This window comes from Mucilaginibacter sp. Mucisp73 (assembly GCF_059491465.1).
This window is the reverse complement of sequence record NZ_CP168507.1, coordinates 3,429,488-3,452,022: the sequence shown is the minus strand read 5'-3', so window position 1 is coordinate 3,452,022 and position 22,535 is coordinate 3,429,488. Positions and strand designations below refer to the sequence as shown.

The 22,535-nt window shown below is 41.0% G+C and carries 29 protein-coding genes; 10 read left to right on the top strand and 19 right to left on the bottom strand.

The genetic code is table 11. From position 1 onward, the window contains the following. Positions 1 to 57: 57 nt before the first annotated feature. Both ACEN82_RS14400 and ACEN82_RS14395 read right to left on the bottom strand, forming a co-directional pair. Positions 58 to 699 carry an NAD(P)-dependent oxidoreductase gene (locus ACEN82_RS14400; protein ID WP_413323189.1) on the bottom strand — a complete coding sequence of 214 codons (642 nt, stop codon included), beginning with the start codon at positions 697 to 699 and terminating at the stop codon, positions 58 to 60. 53 nt (positions 700 to 752) lie between these two features. After that, a complete protein-coding gene (locus ACEN82_RS14395; protein ID WP_413323190.1) occupies positions 753 to 1,160 on the bottom strand; it encodes an Rrf2 family transcriptional regulator in 408 nt (135 codons plus the stop codon). A gap of 309 nt (positions 1,161 to 1,469) precedes the next feature. On the opposite strand from ACEN82_RS14395, the gene ACEN82_RS14390 reads away from it, so the two are divergent. Further along, positions 1,470 to 1,811: a helix-turn-helix domain-containing protein gene (locus ACEN82_RS14390; protein ID WP_090524822.1), complete on the top strand. Its 342-nt coding sequence runs from the start codon at positions 1,470 to 1,472 to the stop codon at positions 1,809 to 1,811. A 23-nt stretch (positions 1,812 to 1,834) separates the two neighbouring features. On the opposite strand, the gene ACEN82_RS14385 is transcribed toward ACEN82_RS14390, so the two are convergent. The 6 genes from ACEN82_RS14385 to ACEN82_RS14360 form a co-directional block, all read right to left on the bottom strand. After that, a complete protein-coding gene (locus tag ACEN82_RS14385) occupies positions 1,835 to 2,956 on the bottom strand; it encodes a GNAT family N-acetyltransferase (protein ID WP_413323191.1) in 1,122 nt (373 codons plus the stop codon). Between the two features lie 85 nt (positions 2,957 to 3,041). Beyond that, a complete protein-coding gene (locus ACEN82_RS14380; RefSeq protein ID WP_090524826.1) occupies positions 3,042 to 3,236 on the bottom strand; it encodes a hypothetical protein in 195 nt (64 codons plus the stop codon). A 140-nt stretch (positions 3,237 to 3,376) separates the two neighbouring features. Then, on the bottom strand, positions 3,377 to 3,928 hold the full coding sequence (scpB, locus tag ACEN82_RS14375; RefSeq protein ID WP_321559630.1) for an SMC-Scp complex subunit ScpB: 552 nt from the start codon (positions 3,926 to 3,928) through the stop codon (positions 3,377 to 3,379). Positions 3,929 to 3,994: 66 nt separating this feature from the next. Continuing rightward, positions 3,995 to 5,119 carry a cyclic dehypoxanthinyl futalosine synthase gene (mqnC, locus tag ACEN82_RS14370; RefSeq protein ID WP_176624050.1) on the bottom strand — a complete coding sequence of 375 codons (1,125 nt, stop codon included), beginning with the start codon at positions 5,117 to 5,119 and terminating at the stop codon, positions 3,995 to 3,997. A gap of 139 nt (positions 5,120 to 5,258) precedes the next feature. Then, positions 5,259 to 6,761, bottom strand: coding sequence for an ATP-binding cassette domain-containing protein (locus ACEN82_RS14365; protein WP_413323141.1), 1,503 nt, complete (start codon positions 6,759 to 6,761; stop codon positions 5,259 to 5,261). A 96-nt stretch (positions 6,762 to 6,857) separates the two neighbouring features. After that, a complete protein-coding gene (locus tag ACEN82_RS14360) occupies positions 6,858 to 7,082 on the bottom strand; it encodes a hypothetical protein (protein WP_413323142.1) in 225 nt (74 codons plus the stop codon). 414 nt (positions 7,083 to 7,496) lie between these two features. Between ACEN82_RS14360 and ACEN82_RS14355 the strand changes: the two genes are divergently transcribed. After that, positions 7,497 to 7,664: a hypothetical protein gene (locus ACEN82_RS14355; RefSeq protein ID WP_167516365.1), complete on the top strand. Its 168-nt coding sequence runs from the start codon at positions 7,497 to 7,499 to the stop codon at positions 7,662 to 7,664. An 82-nt stretch (positions 7,665 to 7,746) separates the two neighbouring features. Further along, positions 7,747 to 8,202, top strand: coding sequence for a PA2169 family four-helix-bundle protein (locus ACEN82_RS14350; protein ID WP_373614117.1), 456 nt, complete (start codon positions 7,747 to 7,749; stop codon positions 8,200 to 8,202). A gap of 78 nt (positions 8,203 to 8,280) precedes the next feature. Here the strand turns inward: ACEN82_RS14350 and ACEN82_RS14345 are convergent, their stop codons facing one another. The 3 genes from ACEN82_RS14345 to ACEN82_RS14335 all read right to left on the bottom strand — a co-directional run bounded on the left by ACEN82_RS14345 (position 8,281) and on the right by ACEN82_RS14335 (position 9,425). Then, on the bottom strand, positions 8,281 to 8,724 hold the full coding sequence (locus ACEN82_RS14345) for a hypothetical protein (protein ID WP_413323143.1): 444 nt from the start codon (positions 8,722 to 8,724) through the stop codon (positions 8,281 to 8,283). A gap of 112 nt (positions 8,725 to 8,836) precedes the next feature. Beyond that, the gene (locus tag ACEN82_RS14340; protein ID WP_090526183.1) at positions 8,837 to 9,043 is read right to left on the bottom strand and encodes a hypothetical protein; all 207 of its coding nucleotides are present in this window, start codon (positions 9,041 to 9,043) and stop codon (positions 8,837 to 8,839) included. Positions 9,044 to 9,221: 178 nt separating this feature from the next. After that, a complete protein-coding gene (locus ACEN82_RS14335) occupies positions 9,222 to 9,425 on the bottom strand; it encodes a hypothetical protein (protein ID WP_090524841.1) in 204 nt (67 codons plus the stop codon). A gap of 330 nt (positions 9,426 to 9,755) precedes the next feature. Between ACEN82_RS14335 and ACEN82_RS14330 the strand changes: the two genes are divergently transcribed. Both ACEN82_RS14330 and ACEN82_RS14325 read left to right on the top strand, forming a co-directional pair. Continuing rightward, the gene (locus ACEN82_RS14330; protein WP_090524843.1) at positions 9,756 to 10,325 is read left to right on the top strand and encodes an RNA polymerase sigma factor; all 570 of its coding nucleotides are present in this window, start codon (positions 9,756 to 9,758) and stop codon (positions 10,323 to 10,325) included. Positions 10,326 to 10,337: 12 nt separating this feature from the next. Continuing rightward, on the top strand, positions 10,338 to 11,429 hold the full coding sequence (locus tag ACEN82_RS14325) for a S1C family serine protease (RefSeq protein WP_413321719.1): 1,092 nt from the start codon (positions 10,338 to 10,340) through the stop codon (positions 11,427 to 11,429). Positions 11,430 to 11,600: 171 nt separating this feature from the next. Here ACEN82_RS14325 and ACEN82_RS14320 read toward each other — a convergent pair whose 3' ends face one another. The 3 genes from ACEN82_RS14320 to pdxH all read right to left on the bottom strand — a co-directional run bounded on the left by ACEN82_RS14320 (position 11,601) and on the right by pdxH (position 14,131). After that, positions 11,601 to 12,725 carry an NADH-quinone oxidoreductase subunit D gene (locus ACEN82_RS14320; RefSeq protein WP_090526184.1) on the bottom strand — a complete coding sequence of 375 codons (1,125 nt, stop codon included), beginning with the start codon at positions 12,723 to 12,725 and terminating at the stop codon, positions 11,601 to 11,603. Positions 12,726 to 12,989: 264 nt separating this feature from the next. Continuing rightward, positions 12,990 to 13,487, bottom strand: coding sequence for an NADH-quinone oxidoreductase subunit C (locus ACEN82_RS14315; RefSeq protein ID WP_413321720.1), 498 nt, complete (start codon positions 13,485 to 13,487; stop codon positions 12,990 to 12,992). Then, positions 13,484 to 14,131 carry a pyridoxamine 5'-phosphate oxidase gene (gene pdxH, locus ACEN82_RS14310; protein ID WP_112655171.1) on the bottom strand — a complete coding sequence of 216 codons (648 nt, stop codon included), beginning with the start codon at positions 14,129 to 14,131 and terminating at the stop codon, positions 13,484 to 13,486. Before pdxH ends, ACEN82_RS14315 begins: the two co-directional genes overlap by 4 nt. Before the next feature lie 108 nt (positions 14,132 to 14,239). On the opposite strand from pdxH, the gene ACEN82_RS14305 reads away from it, so the two are divergent. Continuing rightward, positions 14,240 to 14,803, top strand: a complete 564-nt coding sequence (locus ACEN82_RS14305) for a YqgE/AlgH family protein (RefSeq protein ID WP_413321721.1) — start codon at positions 14,240 to 14,242, stop codon at positions 14,801 to 14,803. 133 nt (positions 14,804 to 14,936) lie between these two features. Here ACEN82_RS14305 and purE read toward each other — a convergent pair whose 3' ends face one another. The 4 genes from purE to ACEN82_RS14285 form a co-directional block, all read right to left on the bottom strand. Beyond that, on the bottom strand, positions 14,937 to 15,437 hold the full coding sequence (gene purE / locus ACEN82_RS14300) for a 5-(carboxyamino)imidazole ribonucleotide mutase (RefSeq protein WP_121227206.1): 501 nt from the start codon (positions 15,435 to 15,437) through the stop codon (positions 14,937 to 14,939). 39 nt (positions 15,438 to 15,476) lie between these two features. Continuing rightward, positions 15,477 to 15,827 (bottom strand): four helix bundle protein, encoded by a 351-nt coding sequence (locus ACEN82_RS14295; RefSeq protein WP_090524853.1) that lies wholly within the window; start codon positions 15,825 to 15,827, stop codon positions 15,477 to 15,479. 35 nt (positions 15,828 to 15,862) lie between these two features. Next, positions 15,863 to 17,005 (bottom strand): 5-(carboxyamino)imidazole ribonucleotide synthase, encoded by a 1,143-nt coding sequence (locus tag ACEN82_RS14290; RefSeq protein ID WP_413321722.1) that lies wholly within the window; start codon positions 17,003 to 17,005, stop codon positions 15,863 to 15,865. Between the two features lie 65 nt (positions 17,006 to 17,070). Further along, positions 17,071 to 17,460: a hypothetical protein gene (locus ACEN82_RS14285; RefSeq protein ID WP_090524856.1), complete on the bottom strand. Its 390-nt coding sequence runs from the start codon at positions 17,458 to 17,460 to the stop codon at positions 17,071 to 17,073. Between the two features lie 422 nt (positions 17,461 to 17,882). On the opposite strand from ACEN82_RS14285, the gene ACEN82_RS14280 reads away from it, so the two are divergent. Next, a complete protein-coding gene (locus tag ACEN82_RS14280; RefSeq protein ID WP_413321723.1) occupies positions 17,883 to 18,764 on the top strand; it encodes a glycosyltransferase family protein in 882 nt (293 codons plus the stop codon). A gap of 481 nt (positions 18,765 to 19,245) precedes the next feature. Here ACEN82_RS14280 and ACEN82_RS14275 read toward each other — a convergent pair whose 3' ends face one another. After that, positions 19,246 to 20,460, bottom strand: a complete 1,215-nt coding sequence (locus ACEN82_RS14275; RefSeq protein WP_413321724.1) for a BaiN/RdsA family NAD(P)/FAD-dependent oxidoreductase — start codon at positions 20,458 to 20,460, stop codon at positions 19,246 to 19,248. Between ACEN82_RS14275 and ACEN82_RS14270 the strand changes: the two genes are divergently transcribed. The 3 genes from ACEN82_RS14270 to ACEN82_RS14260 all read left to right on the top strand — a co-directional run bounded on the left by ACEN82_RS14270 (position 20,459) and on the right by ACEN82_RS14260 (position 22,531). Beyond that, positions 20,459 to 21,070: an NADH-quinone oxidoreductase subunit A gene (locus ACEN82_RS14270; RefSeq protein ID WP_495643977.1), complete on the top strand. Its 612-nt coding sequence runs from the start codon at positions 20,459 to 20,461 to the stop codon at positions 21,068 to 21,070. The genes ACEN82_RS14275 and ACEN82_RS14270 overlap by 2 nt on opposite strands. Next, positions 21,063 to 21,545: an NADH-quinone oxidoreductase subunit B gene (locus tag ACEN82_RS14265; RefSeq protein ID WP_129568744.1), complete on the top strand. Its 483-nt coding sequence runs from the start codon at positions 21,063 to 21,065 to the stop codon at positions 21,543 to 21,545. The genes ACEN82_RS14270 and ACEN82_RS14265 overlap by 8 nt, the downstream gene beginning before the upstream one ends. A 533-nt stretch (positions 21,546 to 22,078) precedes the next feature. Next, the gene (locus ACEN82_RS14260; protein ID WP_413321726.1) at positions 22,079 to 22,531 is read left to right on the top strand and encodes a DoxX family protein; all 453 of its coding nucleotides are present in this window, start codon (positions 22,079 to 22,081) and stop codon (positions 22,529 to 22,531) included. The last annotated feature ends 4 nt before the right edge of the window (positions 22,532 to 22,535 follow it).

Here is a 22,535-nt window from a genome sequence, read left to right as displayed (position 1 = left end):
GGGCTTTAAATGATGCTTTTAAAAGTCTCCCCCTTTAGGGGGAGATTTAGAGGGGGCTTAATACCCCACAGTAAATCTTCTCTTCACAAACTGGTTGTTTTCCAGTTCATCAAGAATAGCAACTGCTAAGTCTTCTACTGAAATTTCATGCTCGTGCTTGTCGTTAAACACAGGCTCATCTGTACCGGTACGGTATACGCCTGTGCGGGTGCCCGGATGCAGGTGAATGGCCGGGCTCAGGAAGGTCCAGTCTAAATCTTCTTCTTTTTTGATAATGTTCAGGTAATCGCGGGCCGCTGTGGCGCCTGTTTTCCATTCGGCAGGGAATTGAGGGCTGTCAACTAATTGTACGCCAGGAGCAATAAAAAGACTGCCGGCGCCGCCTACAACCAACAGGCGGCTTACACCAGCTTGTTTAGTGGCCTGTTGTATAGCCTCTGACCCTTTAATAAAATCATTGTACAGGTTAGGATTAGCCCAGCCGGCGTTAAATGAGTTTACAACAGCATCATGCCCTTTCAACGTTTCGGTTAACTCATCAACGTTATATACATCGGCAGTTTTGAGTGTTAATTTAGGGTTTTCAATATCTGTTTTCGGGTTACGGGCTATAGCAGTTACCTCGTATCCACGTTGTAACGCTTCGTTTAAAACGGCTTTGCCTACAAAACCTGTGGCTCCAATTAATGCGATTTTCATTGTTTTTGCTTTTATATTGTAATTAAATTTGTTACAGTTTATTTTAAATTTTTTTAATCAAATTGATTTACAAAATCAAAAATGGTTATGGTGCTTAGTTTTTTGATAATGGCTGCTTCAACCTCATCGGCCAAATGATCAAGGTGAGCTCCAATTTGCTTACCGACAGGGCAGGCAGGGTTGGGCTTATTTTTAGCCTGGCCTAAAGCCGGCGGCAGTTTTACAGCTTTATAAACATCGGCAAGGGATATTTTTTGCGGGGGGAGAGCCAGGCTATAACCGCCGGTTTTACCTTCCTTGCTTTCAATAAGCCCACAGGCGCGTAATTTGCGCATTTCTTTACGTACCAGAACAGGGTTTACATTCATGCTGCCGGCAACATAATCAGACGATAATAGCTCGCCCGGCTGTTTGCAAAGCAGGGTTAATACATGGGTTGCTATTTGAAATTGTCCGTTCATTTATCTGTAATAAAAAATATTACAGTACAAAAATGAAATTTTAATTTTAAAAAGAAGAATTTTTTGCGCTTTTTTGCGCACTAAATTACAATGGGATGAAAATCCAGACCTAAATTACTCGAAAAAATACCGTGTAGCAGGTATGTTTTAGAATGATTTATTTGCTTTAATTTAAGGGATTTGCCAATCGCAACAATTAACTACACTTTAAAATAAAAAATTACGCAAATTAGTTGATAATTAGCGTGATAATAAATATTATTGTAAAGTAATTAACTTTTGCGAAACCTACACTATTAATTTAACCAAATGAAAACTCTCGGAAAAAAAATCAGATTATTACGTCATCAAAAGGGGTGGAGCCAGGAGGATGTTGCAAAGAGATTGGATATTTCAATTCCTGCTTTCTCAAAGATTGAAACAGGGATCACAGATATTAATTTATCAAGGCTTGAGCAGATAGCAAACCTGTTTGAAATGTCGGTAGTTCAGTTGCTTACATTTAATGATACCGAACAGGATCAGAAATTTGTTAACGAGCTTGAAACCGTTAACAAACGCTTAATGGACCGTGAAACTGAAGTAATCGATTTGCAGAAAAAAGTAATTGAGCTATTTGAAGAACTTCGACATTCAAAAGTAACCGCATAATTTGGTGGCCCGGTTTGGCCGGGCTAATCAAAAATGTAACGCATTGTTAAATGCTTTTTGCCAAATGTAGCACCAACTGCTTCGTGGATGGCTATCATTTTGTCGTTAAAATCGCCTACCCAAGATAATTCAAGCTCATCATAACGCTTGAGAGGCAATACATATTCCTTTAATTTTATAAACATCGCCGATTCGAGGCCGTGCTTCTGGTACTTTTGTTTCGTGCCCATCACAATAGCCCGCATGCGGGATACCCCTTTCCAGCGGTAGTATAAAAATTTAAGTTTACCTATCAGGTTCAGTTTGCCGTTAAGCGGTTTAAGCATCTGGTTGGCATCGGGTAAAATGATCATAAAAGATGCTGGTTCATCATCTACATAGGCAAACCAGATCAATTTTTCGTCCATCAGGGGCTTCATTTTTTCGAAGCTTTCCATGATCGTATCGTATGTGATAGGAACAAAGTTTTCAAAATCTTTCCATCCATCGTTATAAACCTCAATGAAATCAGCTGCGAATTTTTCTATTTTTTTTATTTCAAAGTGCCTGAAATCGTATCCGGGCTTTTTTGCTACCCAATTAGCTATTTTGGTAAACCGCTCGGGGAAAGGTTTATGAGCGTCAACATGGTTAGTGATCTGCGCGTACTGGGTTTTAAAGCCGTACTCATCAAAAAAAGCCTTATAATACGGATGATTATAGTTCATACCATAAGAGGGCGGGGTGAAGCCTTCAACCAGCAAGCCCCAAAAGTTGTCGTTTTCGCCAAAGTTGATGGGGCCGTCCATGGCTTTCATGCCGTTTTCCCTAAGCCAGTTTCTCGCGGTATCAAATAAAAGAAAGGCAGCTTCTTTGTTATCGGTACACTCAAAAAAACCCATGCCGCCGGTTGGCTGCTCGTAATTGTATGCTTTTTTTTCATTAATAAAAGCAGCAACCCGGCCAATTAGATGGCCATTGTCATCTGTCAGGATCCAGCGGGTACATTTACCATGTTGATGAAAATTGTTTTTTGCCGGGTTAAATACAGCTTCAATATCATTATCAAGCGGGCAAACCCAGTTATCGTCATCTTTATAAATGATGCGGGCCACATCTAAAAAAGCCTTTTTTGTTGCTTTGTCCTGTACTTCTGTTACTTTCATTTATTGTACGCTACCGGTAGATAATAAAAAAAGCATCCAGAGGCATAGTCTGAATGCTTTGTAAAATGTTATGTATTAAAAAGAATTAATAGTCGTCTTCGTCGTCGTCATCGAATGACTCGTAACCCCTGCCCAGATCATCATCTAATGGTCCGTCAAAATCATCATCATCGTCATCAACTACCTTCTTTTTCACTTTTGGGTCAAACTCATCATCATCATCAGGATCATTATCTGAGTTTTCGATCTTTTTAGTGTTCGGTTTCTTTGGCGCTCCCATTGTAATGGATTTTATAAATTAAACTTTGTCAATAATAATAATTAAAATCAGATAAAGAAAAGCGTTTCTAAAATCTTTTACCCTATTGATTCAATAGTAAAAATAATGAAAAATGGTTTTTTTTAAAACAGAAATTAAAATTATTCTGATTGCTCGCCAATGGTGGCCGTGTTGTTTGTAAAGTCCTTAAGTTGAGGTAATTCCTCAATACTGTTAATGCCAAAATAGTCCATAAACAAAGCGCTTGTACCATAAAGGATAGGTTTTCCGAGCCCTTCTGATTTGCCAATTATAGCTATTAGCTCTTTTTCGAGTAACTTTTGGATCGAATAATCGCAGTTTACACCCCTGATCTGTTCTATATCGGGCTTAGTTACGGGTTGTTTGTAGGCTATAATAGCCAGGGTTTCCAAAGCAGCCTGGCTCAGTTTTTTCTTTGACCGCTGCAGTTGTAAAAGATTAATAACGGCGTGATATTCCTTTTTAGTGAGGAATTGATAGCCGTTACCAATTTTTACCAGTTCAATAGCTAAGCTATGATGCTGATATTTTTCATGGATCCTGCCTATGGCATCGGTTACTTCTTCAATATTAAAATCGCGCTCAAAAGCAGCCTGGAGGCAATACATGATCTCCTCCAACCGGATTGCCTGCTCTGATGCAAAAATTAGGGCCTCTATGTATTGTTCCATTTTTAGTCGGTGGCAGTTGCAGTTTTTAGTTGCAGTTATTTTTTCACTGCCACTGCTACTAAGGGCTTAATAATTTATAACCTGTTCTTCAATTTCAACGGGGATTTCGCGCCATTCGTATCGCTGGGTACGAAGCTGGGGCTCAAAGCCGGCTTCTTTTATGGATTCCTGGATGCCTTTAGCAGTAAACCTGTGAGGTGCGCCGGCTGCGGATACAACGTTTTCTTCAATCATGATCGATCCAAAATCGTTAGCACCGGCGTGCAAGCAAATTTGGGCAACCTGTTTACCCACGGTAAGCCATGAAGCCTGGATATTTTTAACGTTCGGCAACATGATCCGGCTCAAGGCAATCATGCGGATATATTCGTCGCCGGTAACATTATTGGTGATACCGCGTACTTTACGTAAGAGGGTACCATCATCCTGGAAAGGCCAGGGGATAAATGCTATAAAACCATAGTTGCCTTCAGGTTTTTCGGCCTGTACCTCGCGGATCCAAACCAAATGCTCAAAGCGCTCTTCAATAGTTTCAATGTGGCCAAACATCATTGTAGCAGATGTTGGCAGGTTAAGCTGGTGAGCGGCACGCATTACATCAAGCCATTCCTTACCGCCGCATTTGCCTTTTGATATCAGGCGGCGTACGCGATCGTTCAGGATCTCGGCACCTGCACCTGGTAATGAATCCAGGCCTGCTTCCTTCATCGCTCTTAGTACCTCAATATGCGGCATGCCCTCTAATTTGGCAACGTGCGCAATTTCCGGCGGACCTAATGAATGCAGTTTTAATTTCGGATAAAGCTGTTTCAGTTCGCGAAACAGGTCGGTATAAAATTTCAGTCCAAGATCGGGGTGATGCCCGCCCTGTAGCAGCAGTTGATCGCCGCCGTACCGAAATGTTTCCTCAATCTTCTTTTTATAAGTTTCAATATCAGTAATATAGCTTTCCTCATGACCAGGACGGCGAAAGAAATTACAAAACTTGCAATTGGCTATACAAACGTTGGTAGTGTTAACATTACGGTCAATTTGCCAGGTAACCTTGCCATGCGGAACCTGTATTTTACGAAGTTCGTTGGCAGTGTACATCAACTCGGCAGTAGAGGCGTTGTTATACAGGTAAACGCCTTCTTCAAGCGTTAAAAAATCAAACCGCAACGCGCGCTGCAACAGATCGGCTGTATTCATATCACGCAAATATACGCAAGTTGGTAATTTGATTTTAACGGCTGTTAAATAATTGACAAAAAAATGTAACGGTGCAAAACAATCGTTCATCTAAAGCATTCTCCTTTAGCCTTTAGCCTTTAGCCTTTAGCCTTTAGCCTCAAGAAACTACCTTTCCCTTATCCAACCTCAAAACTTTGTCAACACTGTTGGGTATTTCGTGCTGATAGTGGGTGACGTAAATAAGTGTAACATTACCCAGGCTGCAAATGGTATCAACCAGGTTTTTAAAGTGGAGTTGCTGATGATCATCCATGCCCTGGCAGGGTTCATCAAAAATAAGCAGTGCCGGGTTTTTAATGAGCGCCCGGGCCAGCAGACAGAGGCGTTGTGCACTTGCCGGGATGTTTTTGAGCAGCACGCGTGCATACTTTTCAATTTCCAAAGCCTTCATCCATCGTAAAGCAACCTCTGCACGGTCTGTATTGCTTGGCCTGAATAAGCCGAGGGTGTCGTAATAGCCCGACTCGATTACCTGCAAACAGCTATTATCAGTAGGGAAGTACTGATGCAACTCGGGCGATACAAAGCCGATCTTTTTTTTGATATCCCAGATGCTTTCGCCCGTCCCGCGTTTTTTATCAAATAAAATAATGTTGTTGGCATAGGCCTGTGGGTTATCTCCGTTGATTAAGCTTAGCAACGTTGATTTGCCTGCCCCGTTAGGGCCCAGCAAAGCCCAATGTTCTCCTGGGTTAATTTGCCAGTTTACATCATCCAGCACCACCTTATCGCCATACTTAATGTGTACCTGATCCATTTTTACAATGTGCTTGTAAGCGGCAGGGTTTTTATCGATGTTGAGTAAGGCATTCAATTCATTGGTATCAATTGTATCGCTTTTGTCCTGCTCAAAAAGTTCTGCTTTAAAATCCTGTTTTAGGCTTTCGTGGATAATAGCCCCTTTGCTTAACACGGCGACATGGGTAATAGCTGTTGGGATTTCATGGATGGAGGTAGCTATTATGATGTTAATACCTGATGCCATGATTTGCTCAATAATGCCATTAAATTCTTCGCGGGTTTTTACATCCAGGCCGGTTAGGGGGCTGTCGAGCATTAATAGTACCGGATTTTTAAGCAGGGCGGCTGCCAGCATCAGGCGTTTGGTTTCGCCGTTTGATAGTTTGATGATCTGTTTATTGAGCAGTGGTTCGAGCCTTAATAATGAAACTACTCTTTCAAATGTCCAGGATGTATTGGTGCCGGGAAAGTGTGGTATCGTATCAAGATAATCTGCAACCGTAAGCGCATCTTCCGAATCGGATGAATTATAGCGTTGCTGGTAGTAGAAATCAGTAGTGTTTGAAAGGTTGCGGAAATGATGTTTAGGCTCAACCAGGGCTATAAGCTTATGTGGCGTTGCAATATCACCGGCCTTGAAAAATTTGGAGTACTCATTCCAGAAATGATAATCTATTTCACCGCCTGTGATATTAAAACGCCCGGCTATGGTTTGTAGCAGGGCACTTTTCCCAGATCCGCTTTCGCCGATAAGGGCCCAGCTTTCGCCTTTTTTTATACTAAAGCTTAAGCCGGTAAATAATGTTGTGTTTAAAAAACGTACAGTTGCTTTATTTATTGATAGAAGTGCATTTGTCATAGCTTAACCGGTAGAGTAGCGTGTAAATGTACTCATCTGAGTTAAGGCCATAAAAATTTTTTGCGGATTTATGGCTTTACTATCCTTCTGCTGTAATTAAGCGGTACGTTTCAAGGTTTCAGTTGTAGCCGGTATTTCATTGGCCTTTTTGTTGAGCCGGTTCCAGGTGGCAACGTCGATAGTGAGCGCTTTTACAAAGTTTTTGCAGCTCTTGTTAGGGCATGTAAGTACCCAATATTTTTTATGCTGTTCAACATGAGGCCTGTTACCGCATTTAATGCAGTTTTCACATTGAATGTTTGGTTGTATCGGTATTGTCATAGTTGGTTGGAGATAAATTGTTAGTAAATTATTTTATGCTAAACGCAACACACCTGCTGTAGGCAGCCGGTATAAACATGTGACCTTCTATAATCTTTAAATATTGATATGTTTAATTGGTTTATAACTAATTATGTTATGAACGATTAATGGCAGTGTTTGGTTTTAAAATTTGAAGATTATTTAGAAATTATTTCGACTATTAAATTCCGGTTAAAAGCGACCGCTTATTTATCAACCGGAGGCATCATTGTATACATACCTATACAATTAATTAACTACAATATACCGCTATTTAAACTGGTTCCCTCCAGTTAGCCTGATGTTAAAAAGGCCTGATTATTGCATTCCTCCCATCGATAGTAACCGGGGCTTGAACCAGCCATCATACTTTTATCTATTTAAACATTAACCATGAAAAACGCACACCTTTTATTATTTATTTTTGCCTTATTAACTATGAGCGGGTGCTCGGTTATAGGTGATATTTTTAAGGCCGGGGCAGTAACCGGTATCATAGCTGTAATAGTTGTTATCGCTATTATTATTTGGGTGATCTCTTTATTTAGAGGGAAAAGCTAATTTTCATTTTGGATTATTTTTTATATAATTAATTAAACAATTTAATTTTAAAGGGGTTGATATTATATAAAAACATCTAATCATGGAAAATACACAAGCAACCGTAGAGATTTTAAATGATCTGATACAGATCAACAATGACAGGATTGAGGGCTATCAACGCGCCTCAAAAGATTTGAAGGATGGCGATACCGAACTGAAATCGCTTTTTACAAGGTTTATTGGCCAAAGCCAGGGTTACAGGCTTGCTTTGGGTACAGAGGTTAGTGCTTTTGGAAAAGACATTGAAACCGGCACAACCACCAGCGGCAAAATACACAGGGCCTGGCTTGATGTTAAAGCCGCGTTTACCGGGCATGATACCCATAACGTACTGGAGGAATGCGAATTTGGTGAAGATGCTATTTTAAAAGCATACCGTACCGCGCTTGAAGACGAAAATTTACCAGCCTACCTGCGCGAAACGATCAGCCAGCAGGAAAGTGAACTGCTTGATGCTCATGACGAGATTAAAGCCCTGCGGGATACTGTTCACTAAATTTATTGATAACTAATTAACCACCGGGGGCAGTTTTATAACTGCTCCTTTTTTATGATTACTGTTAAGCGATTGGTTTTATGGCTGAGGAATAATGTCTATCTTTTTAACTTGCCAGCTATTTTTCTCGGCCCAGTCGCCATTAGTATACAACATTTTAACTTCCCAGGCCGATTGTTCCATTTTGCCACTATCGTCCTCAATTTTTACCGTTGATTGCACCTCGTAGCTATTAGTTGTTGTATCAATAACCGATTTAAAACTGTTGTTAGGAAAAACTGCTTTTTGAGGTTGTTTCAGCTTTTCCTTCACAAATAATTTTGCCATGGCAAAAGCTTCTTTCGCAGTTGGTTTGCGGTTAAGATGAATTGTGCTGTTTTTACTTATGCCAAGCACTACAATAATAAATGTTATCGCAAAAACTATGGCAAAAAGGGTAGCAGTGCGTATATGCGGATGGCGGTGCCAGCCAATACTTTTACGCTCCTCGGCACTAAGCGTTTTCCATTCAGAATATTTCATATTTTATTATGTATCACATTAAGCAATACCAATAGAAATTGTTTGGCGGTTTTGAGCAAAAAAAAACGCCTCCGGAAAACCGGGGGCGTTTTTTTTAACATAAAAAGTTAAATTACTTTTTAGTAGTGTCTTTTTTAGTGGTGTCAGCTTTAGTAGTATCAGCAGCCATTTTAGAAGTGTCAGCTTTAGTAGTATCAGCAGCCATTTTAGAAGAATCAGCTTTAGTTGAATCAGCAGCAGAAGATGATGATGAACCTTTACAAGCAGCGAAAGAAACAGCGATAGCTAAAGCTAAAAAGCCTAATTTGAAATTTTTCATGTTTAATTTTTTTAATAAGTGATTTAATAGTTTACAGCTTAATACCAGAAATAAAAAAAGGTAACCCATAATTTTGAAAAAAAATTACAAGTCACCTTTTTTATTGATGGATAACTAAAAAATCAATAGAAAAAGATTAAAAATGATATTTAACTACTTTCTATCTTATCAGAAATAATTATTTCTTGGTGGTGTCTTTTTTAGTAGTATCAGCAACAACTTTAGTAGTGTCAGTTTTAGTAGAGTCAGTAACAACTTTAGTTGAGTCAACTACAGTAGTTTTAGTAGTATCACCTTCAGTTTTTTTAGAGTCACCGTTACAAGCTGAAAAAGAAGCTGCCAGAACTAATGCTACGAATGCTAATTTAAATGTGTTTTTCATTTTCTTAATTTTTAAAATGTTAACGTTTTGTGATCGTTTGTTACTTAATACGCATTAATGGAAAAGGTAACCCATAAAAATTAAACCTTTGTAAATTCCATAGGGTTTGTAGTTTACGCACCGGTTTTTGCAAGCGGTTTTTTTATTGCAGATTTGCCTGCATAGTTTTTAACATTGGGGTTACCTTGTTTACCTGCCGGTATTAACGTTAAATTAATGCAGCACACAATTGTTACAGGTAATGAAATGTAATGCCAATGTTATTAATTTATTTTAGTTTGATTTTTTTTGATAATAGTGGGTTACAATTTGACCTAAATAGTATTAAGAGTGAATAAAGACTTAAAAGCTTCGGCTCCAACAGATAGTGAAATAGTTCTTGGGATACTTAATAACTCGGAAATAGTGCTGAAGAGGCTCTATACAACCTACTTTCCGATGATATTACAGTTGATCATTAACAACAATGGCGATGAGGATGACGCGAAGGATATTTACCAGGAAGCCATTATCGTTCTTTACAATAAAATTAAAGCGGGTGATTTTGAGCTAAACAGTAAGCTTAAAACATATATATACTCAGTTTGCCGGCGGCTTTGGCTTAAAAGGCTGAGCCAAATGAACCGATATGGCGGCGATATCAGGGACTTTGAAGAACACCTGCCCGTTGAAGAAGAAATTGATAACCATAACGACAGGGACATTCAGTTTGGTAAAATGGAGAGTGCGCTCCAGTTATTAGGCGAACCCTGTAAAACCATTATGGAAGATTTTTATATAAAGAACAGATCGATGCAGGAGATCTGTGAGCGGTTTGGTTACACCAATGCGGATAATGCCAAAACGCAGAAGTACAAATGCCTGCAAAGGCTGAAGAAATTATTTTTTCAGCAGAAATAAGGAGATCAAGAGATGAGTGATAACCAACTAACAGAATTTATTGAACGGTACCTCGACGGTAGCATGACCGCCGAAGAACGTGTTCAATTTGAGCTGCTTCGCAAAAACGATGCGGCTGTTGAAAGTAAAGTTACCGAACACATTAAATTTATAGGCTTACTGAAGCAATACGGCGAACGCCTTGAGCTTGAGAATCGCTTAAACGCCATTCATAATGAAATTGATGTTCATGCGCTGAAAGAAGAAGTAATGATCCATCCGGTATGGATTGTGCGCATGTGGCGTAATCATCATTCAAAAATATCGGTAGCCGCTTCAATTGCGATCTTTGGCGTTTTGACTATCCTGATCCTGACAGGTAAGCTGAATAATGATAAGTCAAAATATCAGCAACTGAGCGAAAAGATCAACAACATGGAGAAAACGGTTGCTCAGATAGGCCATGGACGTACTCCGGTAAAACCCAAAATAACCAGGACACCTGCTAATTTCAGGGGCACCGGTTTTGCATTAACATCAAATGGTTACCTGGCTACAGACTACCATGTGATTAAAAATGCTGATTCGGTTTATGTGCAGAATGCCGCGGGCGAATCATTTCATGCTAAGGTTATTTATACCGAGCCACAGTATGATCTGGCTATTTTACAGATCAATGATCCATCATTTAAAAATCTTGGCCCGATACCATATAACCTTAAAAGGGCCGAAGGCGATCTTGGAGAGAGCGTATACACACTCGGTTACCCGGCCGATAATATGGTTTATGGAGGAGGTTATTTAGCATCGGCAGCAAATTATTCGGGCGATACTACCGAGTATGTAATTTCTGTTCCGGTAAACCCTGGTAACTCCGGGGGCCCTTTACTTGATGAAAAAGGAAACGTGATAGGTGTGATTACCGCGCGTCAAACCCAGGTTGCAGGTGCGTACTTTGCTAAAAAATCAACTTACCTGTTAAAGGCGATACAAAATATTCCAACCGATTCATTGTCGAAAACGCTTAATTTGAATACTAAGAATAAATTAGCTGGATTAAGCCGTACTCAGCAAAGTAGCAAGCTCAAAAACTATGTATTTATGGTTAAAGTGTATAACCAGTAATCATCAATAGCCCACTCAATAAAAATTAATATATTAAAATGAGAAGAGACGCCGTGAGGGGTCTCTTTTTTTGTTTGTCTGAACTCGAATTTATAGAATTTGAAGAATTAACAGAAAGCTTAGCAAATTCATTAAATTCTTTCAATTCGTTTAATTCGAGTTCAGACGGCTCTACCTGTCCACCTCGCCCAAAACAAAGTCGATAGAGCCTACTATCGCTATCAGGTCGGCAATTAATACACCTTTGGATAGCTCCGGCAGTACCGAAAGATTATTAAAGCTTGGCCCACGGGATTTTACACGGGTTGGGATCTCTGATTTGCCGTCGGTAATAAAATAAAAGCCAAGTTCGCCTTTGGCGCCTTCGCAGCGTACATAATAGTCCTGTGCTTTAGGAATGGTTTTGCGGGGCATTTTAGCACGGGGATCAAAATCAGGCGTACGCTTTAACTCTTTTTGCAAACGGTCAAGGCATTGTTCAACTATTCTTAATGATTGCTCAATTTCATCAACGCGCACTTTGTACCTGTCCCAGCAGTCGCCAACTTTGCCCATCAGGCCCTGCCCAATCGGGATTTCAAAATCAATTTCAGGATAGGCCGAATAATTATCAATCCGCCGCAAATCCCATTTTAAGCCCGATGCGCGTAACATTGGGCCCGAGCAGCCATAGTTAATAGCTACATCAAGCGGCAAAACGCCCACATTTGCTGTGCGCGAAATAAATACCTGGTTGTCAGTAAGCAATTGGTTTAGTTCAACCATTTTAGGTTTAAAGTATTCCACAAAATCCCTGCAGCGTTCTTCAAAACCAACTGGCAGGTCGTAAAATAAACCGCCTACCCAAATGTAATTGTATAGCATACGTGAGCCCGACGCCCACTCCAGCATCCCCATAATATGCTCTCTGTCCCTGAAACACCACAGGAAGGGGGTAAAGGCGCCTATGTCAATGCCGTAAGTGCCAATGGCTATCAGGTGCGATGCTATGCGGTTTAGCTCACAAACCAGTACACGAATGTACTCCACACGCTTAGGTATATCCTTGTCAATACCCATCATCCGTTCAACACCCATTACAAAGGCGTGGCTGTTGTTCATCGAAGCCAGGTAATCCATCCTGTCGGTAAAAGGGATGGTTTGTTGGTAGGTTAATGATTCGGCATGTTTTTCAAAGCAGCGGTGCAGGTAGCCAATATGAGGGATTACCTCTTTTACTATCTCGCCATCGGTAATTAATTCCAGGCGTAAAACCCCGTGAGTGGAGGGGTGTTGCGGACCTACATTAAGTACCATATCCTCAACGCTGGCCCCGGCTATCTTTTTATTGTGCCTGAGGAGTGCTTCTTCGTATTTGGGGTTTGTAATGACCAATTTTATATCCGGTTAAATTTATATCCGGTCATATATTGCTTGGGGTATATAGCCGGCTACCAAAAATCAGCTTTTTTTTTCATTTGTGGGCTACTTTCGCTGTAAAAATGAAGTAAACAAAGCTGTGATCAAACTGCTTACCTTCGCTTATTCCGCTCCGTTAATGCCAGGAAAGTTTATTTGAGGTTAATCTATCCTGATGCCTTTATAAAATTCGGCGTTCTGGTAATCTTTCCGTAAAGGGAAACCTTCCCAATCGTCGGGCAGCAAAATCCGGCGAAGATCGGGGTGCCCTTCAAAGTAGATCCCCAGCATGTCATAGGCCTCGCGCTCATGCCAGTCGGCAGTGCGGTAAACGGCGGTTATGCTTTTAAATTCGGGCAGTTCAGTACTTTCTTTTAGATGGGCTTTGCTTATTTTTAAAGTAAGCTGTGTTTTATAGGGGATTGATGCCAGGTGATAAACCACACCATAGCGGTTTGCTTCGTCATTATAATGCACACCGCTCAGGCTCGACAGGAAATCGAAATAAGTTTTGGGATTGTTCCGCAATTCCATGCATACGGCCGCAATATCATCAGGGTTAATTAACAAGGCGGGTTGCAGACCGCCTGTTTCTTCGCCGGTAATTACAGTATCACCAAGTTTTTCGGTGAGCAGGTTTTTAATATCATCAAAACTCATGGTGCAAGGCGTACTTTTTTCCAGGTTTTTTTATCAGTTTTTTTATACAGGATGCGGTCGTGCATGCGGCTTGGCCGGCCTTGCCAAAACTCCACCAATTGTGGGTTTAAGATATATCCACCCCAATATGATGGTTTAGGCACTTCTTTGTCAGCGTATTCGGCTTCCAGTTGGTTCCATTTTTGCTCCAATGCATCGCGGCTTTCAATTTCCTGGCTTTGAGGAGATACTATTGCGCCAACCTGGCTGCCTTTAGGGCGCGAATGGAAATATTTTTCAGACTCTTCTTTGCTTACTTTTTCAATAGTGCCTTCAATACGCACCTGGCGCTCAAGGCCTCCCCAAAAAAATGTTAATGCGCCCTGCGGGTTCTTGGCAATCTCTTTGCCCTTGCGGCTTAAGTAGTTGGTAAAGAATATAAAACCGCCTGCATGAAAGCCTTTTAAAAGTACAATCCGTGCCGAAGGTTTACCGGTTACCGTGGCTGTTGAAAGCGTCATGGCGTTGGGTTCATGCAATTTTGCCTCCAAAGCTTCGTTAAACCATTGTTCAAACTGTTTAATAGGATCGCCCTTAGTGCTGTTTTCTGATAGGGTAGAGGCACTATAGTCCTGCCTTAAATTTTGTATTTCCTGCTGATTCATTTTGATGCAAACTTACAAATTAATTAAACCGTATATAATGATGTAAATCATTATTCATAATTGAACATATTTTTGCTATGCTTGTTATGTATTTAAACGCTAAACTTTATGCTTAGTCCTATAGCGGCCGCGGCAGGCCATTTACTCATTTCGGAACCGTTTATGATGGATCCGAATTTCAGGAGATCCGTAATCATTTTAACAGAATACTCTGAAGAAGGAGCTATGGGCTTTATCCTGAACCATCAAAGCGAGTATTTATTGGGCGATGTACTGCCTGATGTATCATACTCCGAAATGCCTGTTTATGAAGGCGGCCCGGTAGCCAAAAATACACTGCATTTTATCCATTGCGCGCCTGACAAAATAGAAGGCGGCATTGAAATAGCAAATGGCCTTTACTGGGGCGGCGATTTTGAGCAGGTGAAATATTTAGTATCCAATTACCAGTTAAGCACCGAAGAAATTAAATTTTTTGCCGGATACTCCGGTTGGACACCGCAACAGCTTGATGAAGAAATAAAAGATGATAGCTGGATAGTAACCGATAAATTTGATATAGAAACACTGTTCACCCTTGATGAGCAAAATCTTTGGCGCCAGGTGGTGATCAGCCTCGGTCAGCGCTATGCCCACATCGCTAATTTTCCGGAAAATCCGGCGTTGAATTAAGGTGAGTGATTAGAGGTTGGAGATTAGAGGTTAGACTATAATATTTAAAAATGAGAAAAGGCCGTAATTTACTACGGCCTTTTCTCATTTAACTTGTATAAGCTTGAGCCAACTAATCTCTAATCTCCAACCTCTAATCACTATCTTCCATTTCCCTTGCCGACTCCTCAACTTTCTTTTTAAGGTTTTCTTTAAAGTCGATAAGGTTTTTCACCAGGTATTCATCTCCTGTTGACAGGATCTGTGCAGCGAGGATCCCGGCGTTTTTGGCTGCATTTAAAGCTACAGTGGCTACCGGGATGCCGTTTGGCATTTGTAATATGGATAAGATGGAATCCCAGCCGTCAATAGAGTTGCTTGATTTTACCGGTACGCCAATGACCGGCAGGTGGGTTAATGAGGCTACCATGCCCGGCAGGTGGGCTGCACCGCCGGCTCCGGCGATGATCACTTTAATACCCCTGTCGGCAGCGGCACGGGCGTAGCTAAACATCCTATCGGGTGTACGGTGGGCCGATACCACGGTTATTTCATATTCAACGCCTAATTCGGCTAAAACATCAGCAGCATCCTGCATTACATTTAAGTCGGATTTGCTGCCCATTATAATGGCGACTTTTGTAGTGTTGTTCATAGTTAATGGTTCATAGATCATGGTTCATGGGAAGATCAGCTATATGGAGTTTTTTAACGCCGTGATCATTTTTACCAATACTTCATAATCAGCATAAAAAATTTTAAAGTTTTCTTCAGCGATATAGTTTCTTCTCTTTGCAATAAAAAGACAGCTTACCACTTCAATGGCAGATCTTAGTGAATAACCTAAAAAGACCTTAAAAACTGCTTTACTCTGTCCAGTTGATCCTTCAGCGATATTCAGAACAACAGAATCAGCCGCACGTTTTATCTGTGATGTTAAAATATAAATTTCTTCTTTCGGAAATGTTTTCGTTAGTTGATTTATTTGTTCATCCAAGTCCATAGCTCTCTGCCAAACCTGAAGGTCCTCAAATCTAAATGCCATCTATTTTACTATGAACTTTTACTATGAACTATCAACTATGAACTAATTACCTTTAAAGTTTTCTGAACAAATCTTGCCTTTTCAATCGCCTTTTCTCTATCGGCATCTACAATAGTAACGTGCCCCATCTTCCTGAATGGTTTAGTTAAAGCTTTACCATAAAGGTGAATATACACTCCCGGTACTTTCAATATTTTTTCGATGCCCTGGTAAATAGCTGGTCCTTCATAACCGGCTTCGCCTAAAACGTTCACCATAATGGCGTTGTTAAGGCAGGCTGTATCGCCCAAAGGCTGATTAAATATAGCCCTCAAATGCTGCTCAAATTGCGATACCACATTGCCTTCAATAGTTTGGTGACCACTGTTATGCGGGCGCGGGGCAAGCTCATTCACCAGGATGCGGCCTTGCTTATCTAAAAACATTTCAACCGCCAGCAAGCCCACAATTTTAAGACTGTCGGCTATCTTTTTAGCAATCTGCTCTGCTTTTTGTTGGATGGCGAATGGAAGGGTAGAAGGAGCGATCAAAAACTCCACCAAATTGGCTTTAGGGTTGAATTCCATTTCAACCATCGGGAACGTGCTGATCTCGCCGTTTTCATTACGGGCCACAATTACCGCAATCTCTTTTTCAAAATCTATCCATTGCTCAATCAGGCTTGGCTCTTTAAAGGCGCCGGCAAGGTAACTTTCGTCAATTACTTTATATACACCTTTGCCGTCGTAACCATCTTTACGCAATTTTTGGATATACGGAAATGGGATTAAACTTTGCTGAAGCTGCTGAAGTGATGATATGATCTGGAAATCGGCTGTAGGAATATCGTTTTCTTTGAAAAATTGCTTCTGCAGACCTTTATCCTGGATCAACCGGATAATGCGGGATTGCGGATAAACCAGTACGCCCTCTTTTTCCAATTGTTCAAGGGCGTCAACGTTAACCTTCTCTATTTCAATGGTAAGCAGGTCGACAGTTTTACCAAAGTTATAAACGGTTTCATAATCACCCAATGAACCTACGGTAAACTCATCACACAGTTTACGGCAAGGGGCTTCGCGGTCGGGATCAAGAATTTTAACAGTAACATTATAGTTTATGGCTTGCTGTATCAGCATGCGGCCTAATTGTCCGCCGCCTAAAATACCCAGTTTTAAATCTCCGTAAAATGCTTTCATATTTGAAGATGCAAGTTTAGCCTAAATCTTTCAAAAAGCCTATAAATGCTTTAAACAACAATGGCTCAACGCCGTTTTTTGGTCATTAGGTAATAAAAAACGCTGTGTACTATGATAAAACTAATGGCCGTAATAAAGTAAAGCGTTTTGTTTTCAGGGTTTAGCTGTAAACGGAAGGCGGTAATGACAAATACAACAGAGCCCGAAAAATAAAGCACCAGCCTTATAGACAGATTGTTGTAATACGCCGGGTTGGCTAAAAACAACATGGGCAGGGTCATTATTAAAATAAAGATGTTGAGTAAAGCCACACTTTCAGACAAGGAGGGGAGTATCCCGTTTAGGTCCTGGCTTACACCTTTGTGCTGCAGCGAGTAATAAACCGCACTTGCTACTATAGATATGATTACAGAAAAAAGAAAAGTTTTGAAAAGTTGCCTGGCGAGTGCCTTCATAGTGATATTTATTGATATTGATTACCGCAAACTGAGCAGTAATTTTATTATTTGCAAAGTAACGCATCCGCAGGCAAAATGCGTTAATCCCAATGTCACAAATTGAAGGTGTCTACAATCTATTAATCTTAGAAACGATGTTTTGAGCCCAGGAAAAATCGCTTTTAAAAAGTGCTAAGTATAGAAGGAGGATATATAAGAAATTTTTACACAGATTTTTGCGAATTACTCGAATTACACAAATTTCAAATCGACATCAATGAAAAATTCGTGTAATTCGAGTAATTGTGCCGGATTTAAAAGTCAATTCGTGTGAAAATTTTTACCCCCTTTTTATTCACAGATCTGCTCATTTTATAAAGTGATTTCCCTTGCTTTGATTCTATCCTGAAGTCTTGATTCTGTTATTATCTTTACGCCATATGAAAGTATCCGGTTTTACCTTTATCAGGAACGCTGTACGTAACGATTATCCTATTGTTGAGGCCATTACATCCATATTACCGCTTTGTGATGAATTTATTGTAGTAGTAGGTAACTCTGACGATGGCACACGGGGGCTGATCGAGGGTATCAACTCGCCAATTGTCAGAATCATTGACTCTGTTTGGGACGAGTCATTACGTGAGGGTGGAAAGGTTTTCGCTGCCGAAACAGATAAGGCTTTTGCAGCTATATCAGCTGATGCCGACTGGTGTTTCTATATCCAGGGCGATGAAGCGGTGCATGAAAAGTATCACCCGCTTATCAAAAAAGAAATGCAGGAGGCTTTAAATAAACCCAATATTGAAGGCTTGCTGTTTAAGTACCTGCACTTTTATGGTTCGTATGACTATTACGGGCACTCGAGGCGCTGGTACCGCCGCGAGATCCGTTTGCTGAAGAATATTAAAGGGGTTCATTCATATCGCGATGCTCAGGGGTTTAGGCTTGATGATCGTAAGATAAATGTAAAGCTTATTGATGCTTATATATACCACTATGGCTGGGCAAAGCCGCCACAGGGGTTAACCCACAAAGTGCGTAACTTTAATAAGTTTTATCACGACGAAACCTGGTTTGCTGAACACTTGCCCGAAACCTATGAGTTTGATTATGGCAATGCAGATCGCCTGATCCGCTTTACCGGCACGCATCCGGCAACTATGCAAAAACGAATAACAGCTACTAACTGGAATATCGATTTTGACTCCAAAAAACTAAGGGCTGGCATGGATTTCCGCCGTAAGGCACTGCAAAAGATTGAAGACCTTACGGGCTGGCGCGTTGGCGAGTACAGGAATTATAATATAGTGGAACGGTAGATAATAAACGCTATTAAAAATAGGTATTTACACTTATAATTTTGGTGGCGCTATTTTGTCAGCGCTATTCCTAACCGGCGCGGTCAATATCAAAAAAAGCTTAAAAATAGGCGAAATAAAAAGGGTGTTTTAGCTCGTATGTGAAACCGGAAGCGCTTACTCCTTAAAGTTTTAAGTGTTGATAGTTAGATATTTAACAGTGTTTTGTATGAAATATTATGTATTTGATAATCAGTGTGTTTCATTTTTAAAGTGTTCCGCGTTTTCACTCTCAAAAAATGGAACAGTCCTTTTTTAAAGGAAATAACGCCGGAGCTTTTTTCCATTTTTTGTGGAGAATCAAAAAATTGGGACGCCAGATTTGTTACAATTGCAAGGAGGATTTCCCGGCATCACCGAACGTCGGCAAATGAATGATAGTGGCAGGTTAGCTGGTAAAATAGCATCAACGAAATCAGCGTAATCGCAAAAAAGCTAACGGTCATATGTTTTGCGCTATCACAAAGCCGCTTGCCCAGGCCCATTGAAAATTATAGCCCCCAAGCCATCCGGTAACATCCACACATTCGCCGCCAAAAAACAGCCCTGGGACTTTCTTAGCTTCCAATGTTTTGGATGATAGTTCATCGGTAGCCACACCGCCGCGCATTACTTCGGCTTTGTCATAACCTTTATCGCCGGCAGGTTTTACCTTAAAATCATGAATGAGGGTGCTGATATTTTCTATGTCGGCTTTGTTCAGCGATGCCATGTTCTTTTCAGCAGGCAGCTTATCGCTCAAAGCCTCGGCAAACTTACGGGTGTATAATGATGCGATGTAGGCCAGCAGCATTTTTTTGCCGTTGGTTTCCTTTTCCTGTTGAATCAGGTCGGCAATATTTTGATTGGGGAGGAGATCGATGTTAATGGATTCTCCTGGTTTCCAATAGGAGGAGATTTGTAATATGGCTGGTCCGCTGAGGCCCCAGTGGGTAAACAGGATATTTTCTTCAAAGCTTGCCCTGTCATTCCAAACACGACAGAAAATACTGTTGCCCGATAATTGTTCATACCATGGCTGATCTTTGCCGGTAATGGTAAGGGGCACCAGGGCAGGGGCGGTGTCGGTAACTTTTAAACCAAAATTTCGCGCCGTTCGGAGTCCGAAATCGGTAGCACCCATTTTGGGGATAGGCAAACCGCCTGCAGCCATCACTACACTGGCAGCGGTTATATACCCCTGTTTGCCGTTAACTTCGGCACGTACTGTAAAGCCATCGTCAGTTTTTTCTACCATTTTAACTTCGGTATTTACCCAGATCTCCTGGCCAAGGTCATCGCACAGGTTAGTGAAAACTTCAACTACGTCTTTGGCCTTGTCACTCACCGGGAAGAGCTGGCCGAGCGTTTTTTCTTTACCGGTGATGCCATAAGTTTCAAAAAAGCTGATGGTATCATCAACTGTCCACTGCGAAAATGCTGATTTACAGAAATGTGGGTTTTGCGAAATAAATTGCTGATCGGTAGCGTAAAGGTTGGTATAGTTACAACGCCCGCCGCCACTGATGAGGATCTTGGCGCCAACACGGTCGTTTTTTTCAAGTACCAGTACCCGCTTGCCTAAAAAGCCTGCTTGTACGGCACACATGAGGCCGCATGCGCCTCCGCCAATTATTATAGCGTCAAAATCTGTTTGTTTTACTAAATTTGTACTCATGACGGATGTTTCGCAAATATCAGAATTTGGAAAGATACTCATCTTTATTATTACTGGGATAATAATGGTGTGCGTGATATTTTTTATCAACAAACTTTTGGCCCCCAATAATCCCAATGCCGAAAAATTAAGCTCATACGAATGTGGCGAAGAGCCTACCGGTAATGCCTGGTTACCCTTTAATCCCCGCTTTTATGTGATAGCGCTGGTTTTCCTGCTTTTTGATGTGGAGATGGTGTTTATTTTTCCCTGGGCAACCGTATTTGGCAGTCATGAGCTTGCAGCACAAGACGCACGCTGGGGCTGGCTTTCACTTGCCGAAATGTTTGTGTTTTTGGGCATCCTGATTATAGGTTTAGTATATGTTTGGCGCAAGGGGGATCTGGACTGGATTAAGCCAACTCCCGTTGTACCGCATACCGATGTGCATATCCCGTCGTCGTTGTACGAACAGTTGAACCAGGAACAAAGCAGGTTTACAGTAAAAGCTTTCAACGCTGATACAGTATCAACTGCTACCGCGACTGCCACTGCAACTGCCACTCCCTCACCAGAGCCCGTCCGCAAACCTATGTTTAAGCCAACTTTTAAAAAGCCTGCAAATGAATAGCGATATAACAAGTGAAAATGGTGGTGTAGTGGTAACCAAAATGAACGACCTGCTTAATTGGGCACGTTTGTCATCATTGTGGCCGCTTAGTTTTGGCATAGCCTGTTGCGCCATTGAAATGATGGGCTCCATGGCATCTACTTACGACCTCGACCGCTTTGGTGTTTTCCCGCGCCCATCTGCCCGCCAAGCCGATGTGATCATTATTGCCGGCACGGTTACTTTTAAAATGGCCGAACGCATTAAACGCCTGTATGAACAAATGCCCGAGCCTAAATATGTGATCTCGATGGGCTCATGCTCTAACTGCGGCGGGCCATACTGGCAGCATGGCTACCATGTGGTAAAAGGCGTTGACCGGGTGATCCCGGTTGATGTGTATGTACAAGGTTGTCCGCCACGTCCTGAAGCCTTAATTGGTGCTATTTTAGAGTTACAGAAGAAGATTGAAGGGGAGCAGTTGATAAAAGCATAGAATTATGCCGAGGCGTAGAGCTTTAAAAAAGCCCTTATTTTATTTTGAACCTCTAACTCTATGGGATTCAACCGCTATGTGGATATACGGCATCGCAACAATAGTATTTGCCGTATACAATTATTATGGTACAAGTTCAAACAGAGTTGCTTTTCTGAGTCTTTATACACTAACGCCACAGCTATTCAACTATTTGTTAAATTATAAATCTTTGAGAAACCTTAAATCTTTTTTGATTTGGTGTGGATTCGCGTTGGTTCATATAATATTGTTCTTTTTTTTGAAAAATGACCCGGTTTATGATCGTGCGCGGAATCCATTGCTGAATAGTATTTTACTTTTGTTTTTATATCAGTTGTTAAGAATAGCAAGTAGAAAAATTCAGAGTAGAGAGTTAGCGATGCCGAGCAAGGATTTTAAAGATTTGTTTGATAACGGGGATGTTGTGTTTTGGGACTTTATATTCTTCCTGATATATTGGGGAAGTTTAGTTTCTTTAACTTTACTTGCTTTGGGAAAAATTTAATTAAACTATGAAAGTCCTGCTCGTTCTCATCATAAGTTTTATCCTTACGACCGTTATTTCCCGTCTATTTGTTGACGACTGGAATGTTATGCTTAGCGGTAATGTAGCCATGATGCTGATGCTTTGGTTTACCTCATTGGGGCATTTTATGTTTACCAAAGGGATGGTTATGATGATGCCTTCCTTTATCCCGTTTAAAGGAGCGTTAGTTTATTTAACCGGGATAATGGAAATAGTTCTCGGCGCTTTGCTGGTGGTTAACGCTACAAGGCATATAGCAGGGATTATCTTGCTCGTCATGTTTGTGGTCATGCTGCCTGCTAATATCAATGCAGCCATGAAGCATGTGGATTTAGAAAAAGCGACTTATGATGGCAGCGGTACCGGTTACCTGTGGTTTCGCATTCCGTTGCAAATACTGTTTATTGCCTGGATATTATATTTTTCGATAGGGATTTAGTTGT